Source organism: Flavobacterium alkalisoli (assembly GCF_008000935.1).
In the GTDB taxonomy this organism is placed as follows: Bacteria; Bacteroidota; Bacteroidia; order Flavobacteriales; family Flavobacteriaceae; genus Flavobacterium; species Flavobacterium alkalisoli.
In genome coordinates this window covers 3,490,776-3,505,800 of record NZ_CP042831.1, presented here as the reverse complement: position 1 = coordinate 3,505,800, position 15,025 = coordinate 3,490,776, and the positions used below count along the sequence as shown (strand labels likewise).

Below are 15,025 nucleotides of genomic sequence, written 5' to 3'. Positions count from 1 at the left end.
GACTGCTGGTTACATTGCAGATATATGATTTAAAGAAATTAGCCTACTTTATATAAGATAATTGTAGCCAAACATGAAACTAAATTTATAGTTGTTATTTGAATTCAGCGACTGCTCCAATGTCCTTATATTCCTTTCAGCTACTATAATCCGACTTTTGGCTACATACGCATTCGACTGAATCCCGAATTTTGAGTTAATAAAAATTATAAATATGGATTCTAATAACAGTACGTCCCGCCGTAAATTTTTAGCACTCGCTGCAACCGCTGCAGCTATTCCTGTAGCAAATGCAATAGGCTTTGAATATAGTCAACCTTCTCAAAGTCAACTCGGTGCCGGACGGGTGGCTATTGTTACGGGTTCATCCCGTGGAATTGGTGCCGCCACAGCACGTCGTTTAGCCCTTGATGGCTATGCAGTAACTGTAAACTATCTTACGAATAAGGACATGGCTTCGCGAATTGTGGAAGACATAAAGGCTGCGGGCGGACGCGCAATTTTCCGCCAGGCAGATGTTGCAGACCCTAAAGCAGTCAAAGCTCTTTTTGATGCTACTATGGAAGCCTTTGGTGGTGTAGATGTGGTGGTTAGTAACGCCGGTATCATGAATACAGGCCTATTTGCTGAAATGGCCGACGATGCTTTTGATCGAATGATAGCTACAAACATTAAAGGTAGTTTCAACGTACTTCGAGAAGCTTCCCGACGTACGCGCGATGGAGGACGCATCATTAGCTTAAGTTCCAGCATTATTCAAATGAAGCCTGCGGGTGCAGGTGCTTATGCTGCTAGTAAAGCTGCTCAGGAAATGTATGCCGGGGTTTTAGCTAAAGAACTCAGCGGCCGCCGTATCTCAGTCAATGCGATTGCTCCTGGCGCTGTTGACACGGATTTGCTAAGGAGTAAAGGCACAACTGAACAACTTCAAGGAGCGGCAGCCATGACTCCCTACGGTCGCCTCGGTAAACCGGAAGATATTGCAAATATTATTTCCCTATTATGCTCCGAAAAAGGGGAATGGGTAAACGGCCAACTTATTTATGCTAACGGAGGGATTGTATGAGAACTAACGATGAATACCCGCTGACTACACTCGAATCTGAGGGTGTAGTTACAAACCTGATGCTGCTGGATGAGGTTTTCTTAGTGGAAGCGAACCTGTATTTCTCCTACAATATTGTGCCTTTTGGATACACCTATTCGGCGGCGGCTTCTGAACTTTGCAGTAATAAAAAACAATCAAAATGCAAAACGAAATTAAAAATTGGACAGCATCTAATATCCCTCAAAGAGAAATTGGTTTAGCTGTAATTACAGGTAGTACTGAAGGTATCGGATATGAAGATGCATTAGCGTTATCATCATCAGGGTGGAATGTGATAATGATGGGGCGTAACGCTCAAAAAGGGGCAGATTCAATCGCTAAGATCAAACAGGTTAACCCTAGGGCAAAAGTGAGTTTTGAAAAAATAGACCTTGCAGATCTATCCTCAGTTAGAGCCTTTGCTTCAAGAATGAATTCAAAAGGGCAGGCTGTTGATCTTTTAATAAATAATGCCGGTGTAATGACACCACCAAAACGACTCGAAACTGCGGATGGCTTTGAGTTACAGTTCGGCACAAATCATATTGGCCACTTTGCATTGACAGCACAGCTTCTTCCATTATTACGTAAATCACCAGGTGCCCGTGTTGTTACCGTTTCAAGTGTAGCAAATCGAGCAGGGAAAATCAACTTTGATGATCTTCAGTCAAAATCTTCCTATGTTCCGGGTAAAGCATACAGCCAGGCAAAGCTTGCGAACCTGATGTTTGCTTTAGAACTTCAACGACAAAGTGAAAAGCACGGTTGGGGCATTATAAGTATAGCGGCCCACCCGGGTGTTTCCCGGACAAACCTGCTTATTACCGGTGCAGGGCGATGGAGTGGGCCGGGGATGGCGAGAACTTTTCTTCCGTTTTTGTTCCAGCCATCTGTGCAAGGAGCCTTGCCGACATTATACGCAGCCACTTCTCCGGATGCTGTAGGAGGTGTGTATTACGGGCCAAATAAAATGAGTGAGACCCGTGGATTTCCTTCGATTGCAAAAATACCTGTACAAGCACAGGATTTGGGTGTTTCTCTTAGGCTATGGGAAATATCCCAAGAGTTAGCCGGAGTCGCATTTTAATACCTGCTTTTTTAGTCCATTACCTGCGCATAAGGTATTTCTAAATTCTAAATTTTCAACAATATGATTCAAAAATAAAGCAAATGAGACTAATTAGCGCTGTATTGATTGTTGTGGTTTTGCTTTCATCCTGCAGTGCCAGGAAAACCATTTACATAAGTAACAAAACGGGCAATACCATCACCTTCCTGGTGGATAGCTCTTACAGGGCCACACACACTATAGCTTTTACGGACTCCCTGGATGGGTTAAGGATAGCGCATAAAAAAGTTTTTGATTATGGCAACGGTAAATGGACAAAGGATGATAAGAGCAACCTGGAGGAAGTGCTTAAGCATACCAAAATCATTAATGACAGCAGCAAGACACCTATCGATATGCCACGCAAGACCAAGGTGTCGCATATACGTTTTGACGTTGAAGAACTTTGGATAAATATTAAATAACATTTTATAATAAACGAGATGAATACAATTCAAAACAACGACAAGCTGCCAATGGGTTTAACGGTATTGTCAAACGCATTGCCACCTGTAGGATTTTATCTGTACTACAGATTTAGAAAAGCATTTCCTAAAAAAGCGCGAACGGCTCTTATCAATGCCATTTTAGGTATACCAATTGGGATAATTGGAGGTTATGTACTACAAACTTACATTCTGAATTAAGGCTACAGAACATTATTTCACTTGATTTACTTATATCTTTGGTGTTTTTGCTGTATCGGTAGGCATAAAGTTACTGATAAGCATGCGCAGGTGATTAAAGATAATGGTTTCCTTAAACAATATAGTAAATTGGTTGGTTTGTGAGAGTGTTGTCCGGATCATTCCGGGCATCACTTTACAAACTCTAGTAAATTTTGCCCATGCGGGCTAAAAATAAAATAATAATTCATTATAAATTTAAATTAACTTGCAGTATGGCAAATTCAACTCCATTTAGGGTTCAATCCATATCACAAATACACCAGTTAATGGGGCTTCCAAAACCGCATCACCCCCTTATCAGCATCCTCGATTTGAAAGGCCTGAGAAACGATAGCGATATTGAGGCGGTTGTCTTTGAAATGTATGTGATATCAATGAAAAGGGGCTGCGATGGCTTACATTATGGCCAGCAGCAGTATGATTTTGATGAGGGACTGATGGCTTTTCTGTCTCCCGGACAGCTGCTGCGTGGAGAAGCAAACGGGGTACCGAGCAATCTTGAAGGCTGGATGCTTTTTATACATCCCGATTTTTTATGGAACACCAGCCTTGCACAAAAAATAAAGAAGTACGAATACTTCGGTTACGCTACCAACGAAGCCCTGTTTCTATCCGACAAGGAAGAGGCAGTAATTAACGACCTGGTAAAGAATATTAAAACTGAGTATGATTCTAATATTGATAAATTTAGTCAGGACATCATTATCTCAAACCTTGAAACGCTGCTCAACTATGCACAGCGTTTCTATGAGCGCCAGTTTATCACGAGGAAAATTACAAACCATCATATCCTTAACCGGTTTGAGGAGATCCTGACAGCTTATCTTCGTAATGAAGACATGCTTTCTAAGGGATTGCCTACAGTGCAATACATGGCAGACAGTCTGCACATATCTTCTAAATATTTAAGCAGCCTGCTTAAACAGCTTACCGGACAGACCGCGCAACAAATGATACACGAAAAATTGATTGATGTGGCAAAAGGGAAATTATCGACCACAGAGCTTTCGGTAAGTGAAATTGCCTATCAGCTGGGCTTTGAGCATCCGCAGTCTTTCAATAAGTTATTTAAAAGCAAAACCAACCAAAGCCCATTGGATTTTCGTCAGTCTTTCAACTAAATGCCCATGCAGCCTTCAAATAAGATGGTATCACTGGGCGTTTTTGCGTTGATATACGACAAGTTCATTATGGACCGCTCAATAAAACAAATTGGACTTTTCAAAAAACCTGCCTTTCCTTTTTACCCCAAACCTTTGTTGTATATCTAATCTCGAAAAATGGAAGACAAAACAACTGTTTTAGTAACAGGCGACACGGGTTTCGTAGCCCGTCAAATTATTCTGCAATTGTTACAAAAAGGCTACCGGGTGAGGGCAACGGTACGCAGCCTGGCAAGTACTACCGAAATAAAAGAAACGCTGATAGCATAGGGGGTGAACAACATTGACCGTCTTTCGTTTGCAAAATCTGGTGTGACAATTCGTATTGGCAATTGGTCATTTGGGCTAAAGGATTCCGGTAATGAGTTTCTCCTGTTTATTTCCATGGGTCGTCTCTTGGATTCCCAATAAAATTACTATTTTACAAGGGATTAGGCTAATGCTAAGTGATAATATATTAGGTTGACCTGCTACGGCAGGTTTCTTTCGTAGCTCTATGGTGTTCGTTACCGGACTAAGGAAAAGTGTCCTTTATATACCCTTCCGCTTTCCCTTTCCACTACAAACCAGTAATCCGTAGCAGGCAGATTACTACCGTGATATTTGCCGTCCCATCCGACGCTGTCTCCTCTGAAGGACACAATCCTTTTGCCGTATCGGTCAAAAATATGCACCATGGCATTGGGCTCCAGCCAAGCGTAGCTAATTCGCCAGGTATCATTCACCCCGTCATCATTAGGGGTGAAGAACCGGGGATACATAAGAAGTACAATCTCCTTCATGTCAATGCCACATCCGTTTTTATCGCGGGCATATACATTGTAGATACCGCTATCGAGTCTGTTAAATTCAGGACTGTCCTGATAGGTGACACCGTCAAGTGAATATTCATAGCTGCCCGATCCGGATACCGATATGCTGATGGAATTATGGCTGGCCGTCCAATCATCGGTACTTACCTGGGTAATTGTGGGTGCTTCAGAAGTGTAAACGGTTACAGTCTTAGAACTCCCGCACCAGGTGCCATTGACCGTTAATCCTACACTTACAGTATATGTGCCTGGTGTATCAACTGTAATTGTCCGGTCATTATGTCCGGTTGACCAATGATAAGCCTCAAACCCTACAGGGGCCTCAAGTAGGATAGTCTCTCCCTTACAGAGTGGGAAATTGTCTGCCATGTCAATAACAGGCTGGGGGTTAACGATAAGATCGAAAGATGTTGTGGCGTAACATCCTGAGTTTATTGCTTCCAGTCTGGCAAAAATGGTTTGAGGGCTGGCGGTATTGGTAAAGTTTTCAGCAATGCTATTATTCCCTAATTCCGCATCTTCTGCAGAGAGATGGTAGGTTATAAGGTAATCATCCGGCGCCTGGCTGCCTACAAGTACACTATTTTGTGTCCCAAGGCTAAAAACGGCTGTTCCATTACTTGTCTCATCACACATCACCATTGCTGCTGGTTGTGTAATTTGTGGGATTGGTGATACTACAATATCCAGCTGAGCTGTTTTAAAGATTCCCTGTTTATTAGTAGAGAGTATAACAGTGTACAGGCCTTCCAATTGATAAGCATGTGAGGGATTATTTTCCTGAGAGGTACCGCCATCTCCAAAGTCCCACAATATACTATCAAATTGCTGGGTTGATAGATTTATTGAGAACGTTGCCAGTTCTCCTACACATAGCGCCTGATTACTTTGATTAATTCTTAAAACTGAAGTAAGAACGGTATTGGGTAGTCCATTGGTACTGTATCTTGGTGGAATGCTGTTTGTTCCCAAGTTGTTTATACCCACTGATTCAAAATTGCATCCTGTACCTAAAATTTCAGGATTATTAATAACACTTACATAGTCCTGAAGATACCGGGCAATGTAGATTTTGTTATCAGGCCCACGCTGAATTGACGACAATCTAACAGTTTCATCGATGTTGATTATTACCGCCGATGCACTTATGTCTGCTGCTAATAAATTGTATTGTCTCAAACTGTCTCCCCTGGTCATATAAAGAATATTTCCTGAAGAAGAGAAATCTGTACTATAGCAGCCTGGACCGTGTAATAATAAAGGATTTGTTATCAAGCCGGTAGAATTATCAAAATCAAATAATTGTAATCCGTTTTGCCCATTTAGTCTGGTAAAGGCAAGCTTAGAACCATCAGGAGAAATCTTTATTGAACTTTGGCCGAAGGCATCAGACGGATGTAATGAAGTGCTGGTCACCGGATTGAGAGATACTCCGGCGGATGTAACAAGATAAGCGTAGAATAAATTATTTTCAAACCCGTGCACCACTACCCAAATATCTTCTCCGTTGCTGTGCCATGTCGCGTTTAATGCCTCGGCAACAGGTGTTTGTACCAGAATGTTTTTGTCTATTACAGCTCCCAAGCCTGTGTTGACAGTCATATCTATCTCTGAGTAACGGAATCCGTTAGCCTCTCCCCATGCAGTTACGGTAAATACATAGAAACGCTGCTGGCTGCCAGGTTTGGGAATAATTAAGGCAGACTGGGTCGCCGAATAATGTCCCATTAAATCCTGCCCGTTTTCCATTATCTGATGGGTTTGATTCCAAATAGTTCTGCCATCAGTATAAAATAATAGGTTTCCTTCACTATCTGATATTGATGCGGTACCTTCAGAAGTTTGGATCTGCCCGTCAGACAGAGCAGTTGGGACACCATTATTGAAATCAAGTCCGGCACCTGCTCCAAAATACCAGATATTATGTTCTTGAGCCTGGAGAGATATTGTTAATAACAGTAAAGCTAAAATTAGTCTCATTACAATAATATTTTATTATTGTAAATCTATAGCTCATTAAACAAATAGAATTATGAAAATTACAGTATAGCTTATGAATTTTTAAGTATGGAGGTTTGCAGTTCAGAAGGGGTAAGGCCGGTTTTATTTTTTATAAAGATGCTGAAATTGGCCTGGCTGTCAAAATTAAGCTCAAAGGCAATTTCTTTAAGGGAGAGCGGACTAAGCAGAAAAAGCCTGCGGATCTCCAACATAAGTTCTTCGTGGATGAGTTCTAAAGTAGTTTTGCCCAGCGCACTCTTGCAAGCATTGTTTAGTTTTTCATGAGAACATTTTATCATTTCGCAATAGTCAGTAACTTTTCTTTTGGAGTATATGTTTTGTGATAATAATGAAAGAAAATGTGAAACCAGATGATGGTTTCCCAATGTTATTGATTTGTCCTGCATTTCAGAGATGGATATTAGTATGATTTGCAGGTAACTGTACGCTTTGTAAATACCAAGCTGCGGAAGGTCTTCCTGGGCCAATAAGGCTGAAATTTCTTGGGTAATGCTGTAAAGATGACTGAAGGTTTTTGCATCCGGATTAAAGACCGGATTGCTGATATATAAATTGTAATGCTGGAGCGGCTGTATAAATTCAAACAGGTCTTTTCTGAACTGTATCAGCAGACCCTGAGCATTATGCCGATGCATTAAGTGTACCTGTCCCGGATAAACATTATAGAGCTGTCCGCTTTTCATCTCATAGGGCTTGAAATCAATATACTGATGACCTTTACCGCTTTCGATGAGTATAATCTCAAAATAATCATGGCGATGCGGTATGCTGAAGTCGTACGGGTTCGGATAATCCAACGGTTCAATAACCAATAATCTATTAGGATGGGGAAGTATAATGGGGGTTTGCTGAGTAGATTTTTTAGTCATACACACCTTAATTTAAACGAACCAATACGATACTATTCACAGAGAGCTTTACAAATTTATAAAGATACCTGATTCCAAGACTGTAACCAGATATTTTTGATACAATCAATTAAAACTTGCCCGAAACTCAATAGGGCTTTGTTTTGTTTTTGCCTTAAATAATTTACTGAAGCTTTGCGAATGCTCAAACCCAAGTTGATAAGCAATTTCACTTATCGAAAGTTCTGTAGTCGATAATTTTTCTTTAGCTCTTTCTATCAGTTTTTCGTGGATATGCTGCTGTGCAGTAAGTCCTGTCAGCTGCTTAAGAAGGCTTGTAAGGTACTTAGGCGAGATGTTTTGTGAATCGGCAAGGTATTGAACCGTCGGCAGCCCTTTTGAGGACAAATCCTCATTATCGAGATAGTCCTCTAAGGTCTGTTCAATACTTCCAAGAATTTTACTGTTGGTAATTTTCCGGGTAATAAACTGACGCTGGTAAAATCGCTCGCAATAGTTAAACAATGTTTCCAGATGTGAAATGATAATATCCTGACTGAATTTGTCAATGTTGCCATGGTACTCCCCTTTGATATTGTTTATAATGCCATTTATAATGTTTTCTTCCTTTTCGCTAAGAAACAGTGCCTCGTTGGCATTATAGTCAAAAAACTCGTATTTCTTGATTTTTTTTGCGAGTGGTGTTCCCCACAGAAAGTCGGGATGCAGGAACAGCAGCCAGCCGGACATGGCCTTACGGTCACTAAGCTGCCCACGCACGACCTGGTTTGGTGCTATGAATCCCATTACCCCATCATCAAAGTCATACTTTTGCTGCCCGTACGTTAACTTATCGCAATCCCTTTTAAGGGAAATAAAGTAGAAATCCAAAACCACATTAACGTTTGCTAAAGGGCTGTCCGGTTCATGGCTGTCTTTTACCTCGGCACAGTCTAATATGCTTATCAGGGGGTGTTCGGGTGGTGGCAGCATACGCATGCGGTATCCATCTGCTATCGATTTTACACGGATTAATTTTCGGTCTTCCATAGTCATAAAGAGAGTTTAATTTTTAAACGGATATTTTAGCCAAATCAGTATAAGCGGTAGTGCCAAAAAAGGGATTTCGATCAGGGCAATTTTAAAATTTCCGGCTCTTAAAGATAATGCCATAATTACTAAAATAGTAAAGGCATGCATCAAATTGCTTATAAAAAACGTTTTTGGGAACAGTAATAGTAACCCGATAAGTATCGAAAATGCTCCAAAATAGGGAAGGGCATTTTTGCTGACACCGAGTATAGACATCATTTCTGCCTGTTGAGGTGTAGGCGGCTGAAAGGCGCTCCAACCATGCCTTAGACTGAGAAGCACTGAAACGATTAAAAGTATCAGCGAAATAATATGCTTTATCATAATGTATAGTTTTTAAAAAGTTATCCTGTTATTGAAGCTTCCGAGTTTGAAATGATTAACCAAAACCAGGACAGTTCCTCTGACTTGCTATTGTTTTTAATAGGATAGGTTTACTTTAATAATTTTGAGTTTTTCGATAAGGGACAGTTAGCTTCCGGCTTATAATAAGGCATCCTATACCCGTAAGTAAACTGAAAACCGGTGTTACCAAAAGCCCGATCTGTAATCCGTTGTGAATACCTGCTTTTGTTGCCATATCGCTAATGAGTCCGGTTAAGAGTGGTGCGATTGCTGCCGGGAGCAGTCCCGACCCCAGCATTAACAAACCAGTTGCAAAAGCGTGTTTTCCTTTACCAGCTACCAAATGGCCTGTTCCAAAAGCAAAAGGGAGTAAAAAGGCAAAGGAGAGCATCGCCGGAACAAACAGGGCTATAGCCATCCAGCCTGTAGGGGCAAACAGGGCAGCACAGGTGGTTAGTGATGCCAGTAAAAAGAGGAATGCCGGCGGATTCATTATCCTTCCTGTATTACGGCTTACTACTTTATCAAACAGCCTACCGCCAATTACAGTGCCGGCAATCCCCATCAAACCCTGCAAAATACCAAATGACAACCCAACTTCAGCTGTGGTAAAACCATGCTCCCGTATCAGGAAAGGAGCTGTAAATATATAAAAAGGGGCAGAGGTAAAACCCAGTAGGTGGGCTGTTGCGAACAGCCATGGAAATGCAGGCTTTGCGAACAGAGCTTTACCTGCTTTAAAAAGATTTTCATTGTTTACAGGATTAGGTGCCTTGAAGACCCTTACACCTACAAAAGCTAAAACAATCATAACGATAAAAAGCCCGAGAACACCGGCTGCGAAAAGGGTATTACGCCAGCCTATGGTATCACCGGCATATCCTCCCCATGCAAAGCCCAACATAGTGCCCAACGGGATTCCCATTGCTATTAGCCCAATGGCACGTCCCCTGAATTTCTCGGGGATTTTAGCAGTTATGAGCGCATGGCTGGCAGGAGTTCCCCCGGCCTCACCTAGGGCTACACCAAAACGGGAAAGTGCCAGTGTCAGGAATCCTGTGGCCAGGCCACCCAAACCAGTCATTATACTCCAAAGTATAATACACCCTACCAAAATTGGTCTTGCCCACCCCCGGTCTGCCAAACGGGCAAGAGGAAGAGATGCCAGTGAATAGCATACGGAAAACGCCACTCCTGTGATTAGGCCCAGTTGCATGTCACCTAGTTTCAGGTCATCCTTTATGGATTCTGCTAAAATGAAGGGCAGTATACGGTCAACCTGACTAAAAACGGTCACCAAGACTAGCGTAACTAAAAGTGCTGTCCTGCGCCAGCCATAGAGCCAGTTCTCGTTTTCCTCAGTTATAAGTGTTTTTTGAATCTTCATATGGATATGGGATTATTGTATACGCGTCCATTGAAATGTTTTTCCCATCATGGGTATACCTTTATAACCCCTTGTTTCAAGGTTATTAATAGTTTTAAGCACAGCTTTCAGGCTGTAGGTATTCCCGTCCTGGACACTGTAGAGTTTCCCGTCAATATATTCACCGTTTTTAAAAGTCAGCCCTGTGATATGTGTTATGCCCTTGCGGGAGCGGTTTCTCATCTTTTCATCCGGATTTTTTTCATCTTTTTTCGGGGTCTTGCCATCGGCTTCAAACATATCCTTCGCCCATAAAAGCTTAGCGGAATAGGTGTCCCCGGATTTGAAGATTTCTATTTTGTATTCTTCACATTTCCAGACCCCAACAATATTGTCCGGGGATATTTTCTGTGCGAATGCCGTTACTGAGAGTAACAGTACTAGTACTGTAAAAAGTGTTTTTTTCATATAACTGTTAATCAATGTTTTATTGTTATTCAATAAGCTGCCATGTAATAATTACACGAGTATTAAGTCCCAGTATTAAATTTTCAGTGAGCAAGTCCTCATTTCTTTCAAGTCGCAGCTGGCTGGTACTTCTATCAAGTCCGTTCCAGTTAGGAAAGGTGGAACCTATTATGTGTTGCGATGCAAAGTCTCCTTGTTCGTCTACCTTATAGGTGCCGTACAAAGCCAGTGACCCTGTGGTTGCCGCTTTTAATTCTTCATAGGTTCCCTGGCTTCTGTCCTCAGTACTGAATTTCGGCACATCGGGATCATTGAGTATTACGTTAAAGCGCATTTCTTTGGTAAAAATTAGTGAACCTTCCGGATTTTTACCGAATAAAGGGAGGCAGTTATTGTCAGTTTCAAGTACTGCAGAAACAAGTATCCAGGTACCTACTATCTTGTTATTTATTTTGTCATTCATTGCTTTTATCATTCAGTTTGTTTACAATTTAAATTATTGGTTTGCATCGTGTTCTGTGCGTGTAAAATTTACTCCTGTTATAAGAAGCCTCTTTCTAAATTGTTCATGAGGAGTTACTATCCATTTCATACCGGGTTTTCCTGTTACACGTTCAAAAAACTTGATTACTGCGTCGGAAGGAATTATATCACTGGATATGTAACGGATCGCTCGTCCATTAAAAGGCAGTTGTATAATATCTACCTGTGACCCTTCTATTATTATCTTCATAAGGCAAAAGTTTTTAGTTATTCAGTATACATAGATGCAGCCCCCATTTTACTGGCCTGTTTGAGCAAAAAGCCGGGAGCTAACCTACTTAGTATTTTTAACAAACCTGAAAGGCCGGGGTATACTTCATTTTTACCTTTTAGTATACCTCTTATAGCATCATCTACAATTTTTTCGGGTTCCAGAAGGGTGGCAGCCCTAACACCATCTTCACCCAGAAATTTATCATTTAAAGGGGTAGAGGAGCCCGGGGCAACCAACTCAATGACTTTTATGTTTGTCTTTTTCAATTGTACCCTTAAGGCTTTAGTATACGCGCGAAGGCCTGATTTACTGGCACTGTAAATGGGTGCTATGGGTAAGGTCATAAGTGCGATTCCTGAGGTGACATTCATAATAACTGCTTTTTTCTGTTTTTTGAGATGTGGCAGAAACTGTTGTACCATACGTATAGGACCCATAAGGTCGATTTCAATCTCCTGGGTAATATCTGTCAGGTTATAATGATCATGGATTACTACCTTACGCATAATTCCGGCATTATTGATGATGATATTCAGATCGGGAAACTTTTTAATGACATGATTGTACAGGGAAACAATATCTTCGGGGTTACTGACATCGCTTTGATAAATATCTACGGAAGGAAAGACTTCTTTGGTCGCCTCTAAAGTGTCTAAATTACGGCCCGTTATGATAACAGTATTGCCCATTTCTATGAACCTTTGGGCAAATAAAAAGCCAAATCCGCTGGTTCCTCCTGTAATGAGGATAGTATTATTTTTTAGTTCCATTTTTACTGTTATATTATGCTTTCTTATTTCTTATAATTCAACCCTCACACCAAAGGTGGGGAATACCCCAAGACCAATATTCATTACCTGCCCCGTTTCGGGCACGAATTGCTCTGAGTTTACATTAAAGCGGTTTGAAATATTTACCAGGTCCACGAACGCTGAGAAGGTGCCCCATTTTCGCTGCAGGTTATAATCGGCCCTTACATCCAGGCTGATAAAGTCTGGTAGCCGGTCACCGTTTACCGCCGTTACCTCCTGCGAATAGCGTATCATATCAGGATTATTAAACACATCGGGGTGTACAATATAGCTGTCGGTAGGGCGTCCTGTACTGTAGCGGAATTTTCCGGAAAAAATCCATTTGTCATTCGGCTTGTAGCTTCCCATCAGGCTAAAGGTGTGCGGCACATTAAAAATATAATCGTATTCACCTAACCCGTCATGGTCATCCCTTTTACTTTCCATATAAGAATAACTTACCTGGCCGTAATAGTTGTCGGAAAGCCTTTTGGTAAGGCTGATGTCTGCACCATATGCATAGCCACTCCCGTCATTTGTGAGATAGCTTTGCACACGGTTAGGCTGTACAGTTACGTCATCAAACCGCTTGTGCCATCCTTCGGCAACAAATTTCAAATCGTTTGATAGCTGTATTTTATAACCAACTATAGATTGTATGGCGCGTTCGTTTTTAAGCGTGTTACCTCCCGTTTGCCCAGCAATATCGGCATAGCCCGGATCCTGGTAGTAAATGCCACTGGCAAAATTAATGCTGTGCCTGCTGTTTAAAGCAATACTGCCGCTCAGCCTTGGGGACAGGGTATGCTGCTCAGTAAATCCGGTATAGTCATATCGTATTCCGGGATTAAGGGTAAAACCATCGGTAACCCGCCAGGACAGGGTTACATAACCTGACCCGTTAAATGCATTGTCGTCAAATACGGCGTTGTACTGTGAAGGAGCCAGTATTTGGTAATATTGGGTAGGATTTGCACTAATATCCCTGGCACGAAACGTATAAATGGTATCGGTACGGCTCAATAGCCTTTCGTAGTCAAGATTAAGCATCATTGCATCGACACCGGCAATAACTTTAAGTTTATCGAAGCTTTTTGTGTAGATAGACCGGTAGCCAACTTCCTGCTGATTATTAGTGATATGCCTTAACCGGTCTTCATATCCGCCTGATCTGGGATCAAGTATAATTCCGTTACTATCCAGTGAAGGATTGAAACGTCCGAAATTATTGTCAACAGTAGAGGATCTGTAATACAATACATTAGTCAGGTAACTGGTGCTATTGAGCAGCGTACGCAAATTAAGGCCCACAACCGCCTGGCTGCTCTGATGATCCCATAAGATATTCCTTCCGCTGTTATCTTCGTTAATGTTTACCTCATTTGCTAATTCATCTGCATCATCAATGGTCCTGCTGGTGTTTTCAGGGTTGTACATGGCAATAAACGACAACCTGTTTTTATCATTAAGTTCGGTACTGGTTTTTATAAGGTAATCACCAAATTGCACTGTGGACTGCTGTTCATCTAAAAGGTTGATAAGCGCGGAAAAATTCTGGTAACGGGCAGCAACAAACAGGCTTGTGTTCTTTGTTATCGGACCATCGGCTATAACGGTGCCACCCAGTAAATCCGCCTGTGCGCTGAAGGACCAGGATGCCCTGTTGCCCTCCTTAACGCCAAGGGCAAGATAGGAGGAGGACCTGCGTCCATAGGTAGCCCCGAAGCCACCATTCTGAAAGGTTACATTGTCTATAATTCTGGGAGCAAAAATACTGAACCTTCCCCCGTTAGGGTCGTTGAATCCTGATGCGAAACCTTCGGCCTCCAGGTGGGAGAGGTTGAACATGGGTATATCGTCTACCATATATACATTATCACGGGTACCCTGCCCCCGTGCTGCTATGGCAGAGTACTGCGATCCGCTGCTCACCACACCCGGAAGGGTGGAGAGAGCTCTCATAATGTCACCCTGGGCCCCGGGGTTCCTGAATATCTCTTCCCTTGAATAGGAAAAAGAGGAAACAGGTGTTAAGGGATTATTTTCACCTTTAAAGGAACGTATGGTAACGCCCTCTAAAGTAGTGCCTTCTTCCAGAAGTTCGATTTCAGAATAATAGGTTTTGTTTGCTGTAATAATTATTTCAGTCAGATTCTTGTTCTGGAAACCAATAGAGGAAATGGTTACTGAGTAAGTACCGACAGGTATATTGTTTAGGGTGAATACTCCAGTGGTATCTGTAGCGGTACTAAGTTGGATTCCGTCTAAAAATACAGTTGCACCGGGTACGGGCTGCTTGGTGTACTGTTCGATGATTTTCCCTTTTAAACTACCTGTTTCCTGTGCAGAAGCCGATAATTGTGCCAGAAGGAATAGGACTGTGATTAGCGTCAGATTCTTTAAAATGTTTTTTAATTTCATGGTTCTGATTTTGTGTTATTGCAAAAGTGCAATGACATCAAAAAACAGCTGTAGCC

General features: G+C 41.8%; 17 protein-coding genes. 7 read left to right on the top strand and 10 right to left on the bottom strand.

The window, feature by feature from the left end:
• Positions 1-214 precede the first annotated feature (214 nt).
• The 7 genes from FUA48_RS15785 (at position 215) to FUA48_RS15760 (ending at position 4,317) form a co-directional block, all read left to right on the top strand.
• Positions 215-1,066: an SDR family oxidoreductase gene (locus FUA48_RS15785; RefSeq protein ID WP_147584421.1), complete on the top strand. Its 852-nt coding sequence runs from the start codon at positions 215-217 to the stop codon at positions 1,064-1,066.
• Positions 1,063-1,308, top strand: a complete 246-nt coding sequence (locus FUA48_RS18435; protein ID WP_168197000.1) for a hypothetical protein — start codon at positions 1,063-1,065, stop codon at positions 1,306-1,308. The genes FUA48_RS15785 and FUA48_RS18435 overlap by 4 nt, the downstream gene beginning before the upstream one ends.
• The gene (locus tag FUA48_RS15780; protein WP_205729417.1) at positions 1,248-2,174 is read left to right on the top strand and encodes an SDR family oxidoreductase; all 927 of its coding nucleotides are present in this window, start codon (positions 1,248-1,250) and stop codon (positions 2,172-2,174) included. Before FUA48_RS18435 ends, FUA48_RS15780 begins: the two co-directional genes overlap by 61 nt.
• A gap of 83 nt (positions 2,175-2,257) precedes the next feature.
• Positions 2,258-2,620, top strand: a complete 363-nt coding sequence (locus tag FUA48_RS15775; protein WP_147584420.1) for a hypothetical protein — start codon at positions 2,258-2,260, stop codon at positions 2,618-2,620.
• A gap of 18 nt (positions 2,621-2,638) precedes the next feature.
• Positions 2,639-2,842: a hypothetical protein gene (locus FUA48_RS15770; RefSeq protein ID WP_147584419.1), complete on the top strand. Its 204-nt coding sequence runs from the start codon at positions 2,639-2,641 to the stop codon at positions 2,840-2,842.
• A gap of 254 nt (positions 2,843-3,096) precedes the next feature.
• The gene (locus tag FUA48_RS15765; RefSeq protein WP_147584418.1) at positions 3,097-4,005 is read left to right on the top strand and encodes a helix-turn-helix domain-containing protein; all 909 of its coding nucleotides are present in this window, start codon (positions 3,097-3,099) and stop codon (positions 4,003-4,005) included.
• A 159-nt stretch (positions 4,006-4,164) separates the two neighbouring features.
• Positions 4,165-4,317: an NAD-dependent epimerase/dehydratase family protein gene (locus FUA48_RS15760; protein ID WP_205729416.1), complete on the top strand. Its 153-nt coding sequence runs from the start codon at positions 4,165-4,167 to the stop codon at positions 4,315-4,317.
• Positions 4,318-4,553: 236 nt separating this feature from the next.
• Here the strand turns inward: FUA48_RS15760 and FUA48_RS15755 are convergent, their stop codons facing one another.
• The 10 genes from FUA48_RS15755 to FUA48_RS15710 form a co-directional block, all read right to left on the bottom strand.
• Positions 4,554-6,839 carry a T9SS type B sorting domain-containing protein gene (locus FUA48_RS15755; protein WP_147584417.1) on the bottom strand — a complete coding sequence of 762 codons (2,286 nt, stop codon included), beginning with the start codon at positions 6,837-6,839 and terminating at the stop codon, positions 4,554-4,556.
• Positions 6,840-6,910: 71 nt separating this feature from the next.
• On the bottom strand, positions 6,911-7,750 hold the full coding sequence (locus tag FUA48_RS15750) for a helix-turn-helix domain-containing protein (RefSeq protein ID WP_147584416.1): 840 nt from the start codon (positions 7,748-7,750) through the stop codon (positions 6,911-6,913).
• A gap of 105 nt (positions 7,751-7,855) precedes the next feature.
• Positions 7,856-8,779 (bottom strand): helix-turn-helix domain-containing protein, encoded by a 924-nt coding sequence (locus FUA48_RS15745; protein ID WP_147584415.1) that lies wholly within the window; start codon positions 8,777-8,779, stop codon positions 7,856-7,858.
• A gap of 15 nt (positions 8,780-8,794) precedes the next feature.
• Positions 8,795-9,145 carry a hypothetical protein gene (locus FUA48_RS15740; protein ID WP_147584414.1) on the bottom strand — a complete coding sequence of 117 codons (351 nt, stop codon included), beginning with the start codon at positions 9,143-9,145 and terminating at the stop codon, positions 8,795-8,797.
• 115 nt (positions 9,146-9,260) lie between these two features.
• Entirely contained in the window at positions 9,261-10,553 is a 1,293-nt protein-coding gene (locus FUA48_RS15735) for an MFS transporter (RefSeq protein WP_147584413.1), read from the bottom strand.
• Positions 10,554-10,565: 12 nt separating this feature from the next.
• A complete protein-coding gene (locus FUA48_RS15730) occupies positions 10,566-11,000 on the bottom strand; it encodes a DUF2147 domain-containing protein (RefSeq protein ID WP_147584412.1) in 435 nt (144 codons plus the stop codon).
• Positions 11,001-11,025: 25 nt separating this feature from the next.
• Positions 11,026-11,463, bottom strand: coding sequence for a lipocalin-like domain-containing protein (locus tag FUA48_RS15725; RefSeq protein WP_168196999.1), 438 nt, complete (start codon positions 11,461-11,463; stop codon positions 11,026-11,028).
• 33 nt (positions 11,464-11,496) lie between these two features.
• Positions 11,497-11,733 (bottom strand): hypothetical protein, encoded by a 237-nt coding sequence (locus FUA48_RS15720; protein WP_147584410.1) that lies wholly within the window; start codon positions 11,731-11,733, stop codon positions 11,497-11,499.
• A 17-nt stretch (positions 11,734-11,750) separates the two neighbouring features.
• Positions 11,751-12,527, bottom strand: a complete 777-nt coding sequence (locus tag FUA48_RS15715; protein WP_147584409.1) for an SDR family oxidoreductase — start codon at positions 12,525-12,527, stop codon at positions 11,751-11,753.
• A gap of 30 nt (positions 12,528-12,557) precedes the next feature.
• Complete coding sequence (locus FUA48_RS15710) at positions 12,558-14,969, bottom strand: TonB-dependent receptor (protein ID WP_147584408.1); 2,412 nt, start codon at positions 14,967-14,969, stop codon at positions 12,558-12,560.
• Positions 14,970-15,025 lie beyond the last annotated feature (56 nt).

Excerpts from the sequence above, each read along its gene's own strand:
- FUA48_RS15785 (WP_147584421.1), top strand. The coding sequence starts at position 215 with ATGGATTCTAATAACAGTACGTCCCGCCGTAAATTTTTAGCACTCGCT.
- FUA48_RS18435 (WP_168197000.1), top strand. The coding sequence starts at position 1,063 with ATGAGAACTAACGATGAATACCCGCTGACTACACTCGAATCTGAGGGT.
- FUA48_RS15780 (WP_205729417.1), top strand. The coding sequence starts at position 1,248 with ATGCAAAACGAAATTAAAAATTGGACAGCATCTAATATCCCTCAAAGA.
- FUA48_RS15775 (WP_147584420.1), top strand. The coding sequence starts at position 2,258 with ATGAGACTAATTAGCGCTGTATTGATTGTTGTGGTTTTGCTTTCATCC.
- FUA48_RS15770 (WP_147584419.1), top strand. The coding sequence starts at position 2,639 with ATGAATACAATTCAAAACAACGACAAGCTGCCAATGGGTTTAACGGTA.
- FUA48_RS15765 (WP_147584418.1), top strand. The coding sequence starts at position 3,097 with ATGGCAAATTCAACTCCATTTAGGGTTCAATCCATATCACAAATACAC.
- FUA48_RS15760 (WP_205729416.1), top strand. The coding sequence starts at position 4,165 with ATGGAAGACAAAACAACTGTTTTAGTAACAGGCGACACGGGTTTCGTA.
- FUA48_RS15755 (WP_147584417.1), bottom strand. The coding sequence starts at position 6,839 with ATGAGACTAATTTTAGCTTTACTGTTATTAACAATATCTCTCCAGGCT.
- FUA48_RS15750 (WP_147584416.1), bottom strand. The coding sequence starts at position 7,750 with ATGACTAAAAAATCTACTCAGCAAACCCCCATTATACTTCCCCATCCT.
- FUA48_RS15745 (WP_147584415.1), bottom strand. The coding sequence starts at position 8,779 with ATGGAAGACCGAAAATTAATCCGTGTAAAATCGATAGCAGATGGATAC.
- FUA48_RS15740 (WP_147584414.1), bottom strand. The coding sequence starts at position 9,145 with ATGATAAAGCATATTATTTCGCTGATACTTTTAATCGTTTCAGTGCTT.
- FUA48_RS15735 (WP_147584413.1), bottom strand. The coding sequence starts at position 10,553 with ATGAAGATTCAAAAAACACTTATAACTGAGGAAAACGAGAACTGGCTC.
- FUA48_RS15730 (WP_147584412.1), bottom strand. The coding sequence starts at position 11,000 with ATGAAAAAAACACTTTTTACAGTACTAGTACTGTTACTCTCAGTAACG.
- FUA48_RS15725 (WP_168196999.1), bottom strand. The coding sequence starts at position 11,463 with ATGAATGACAAAATAAATAACAAGATAGTAGGTACCTGGATACTTGTT.
- FUA48_RS15720 (WP_147584410.1), bottom strand. The coding sequence starts at position 11,733 with ATGAAGATAATAATAGAAGGGTCACAGGTAGATATTATACAACTGCCT.
- FUA48_RS15715 (WP_147584409.1), bottom strand. The coding sequence starts at position 12,527 with ATGGAACTAAAAAATAATACTATCCTCATTACAGGAGGAACCAGCGGA.
- FUA48_RS15710 (WP_147584408.1), bottom strand. The coding sequence starts at position 14,969 with ATGAAATTAAAAAACATTTTAAAGAATCTGACGCTAATCACAGTCCTA.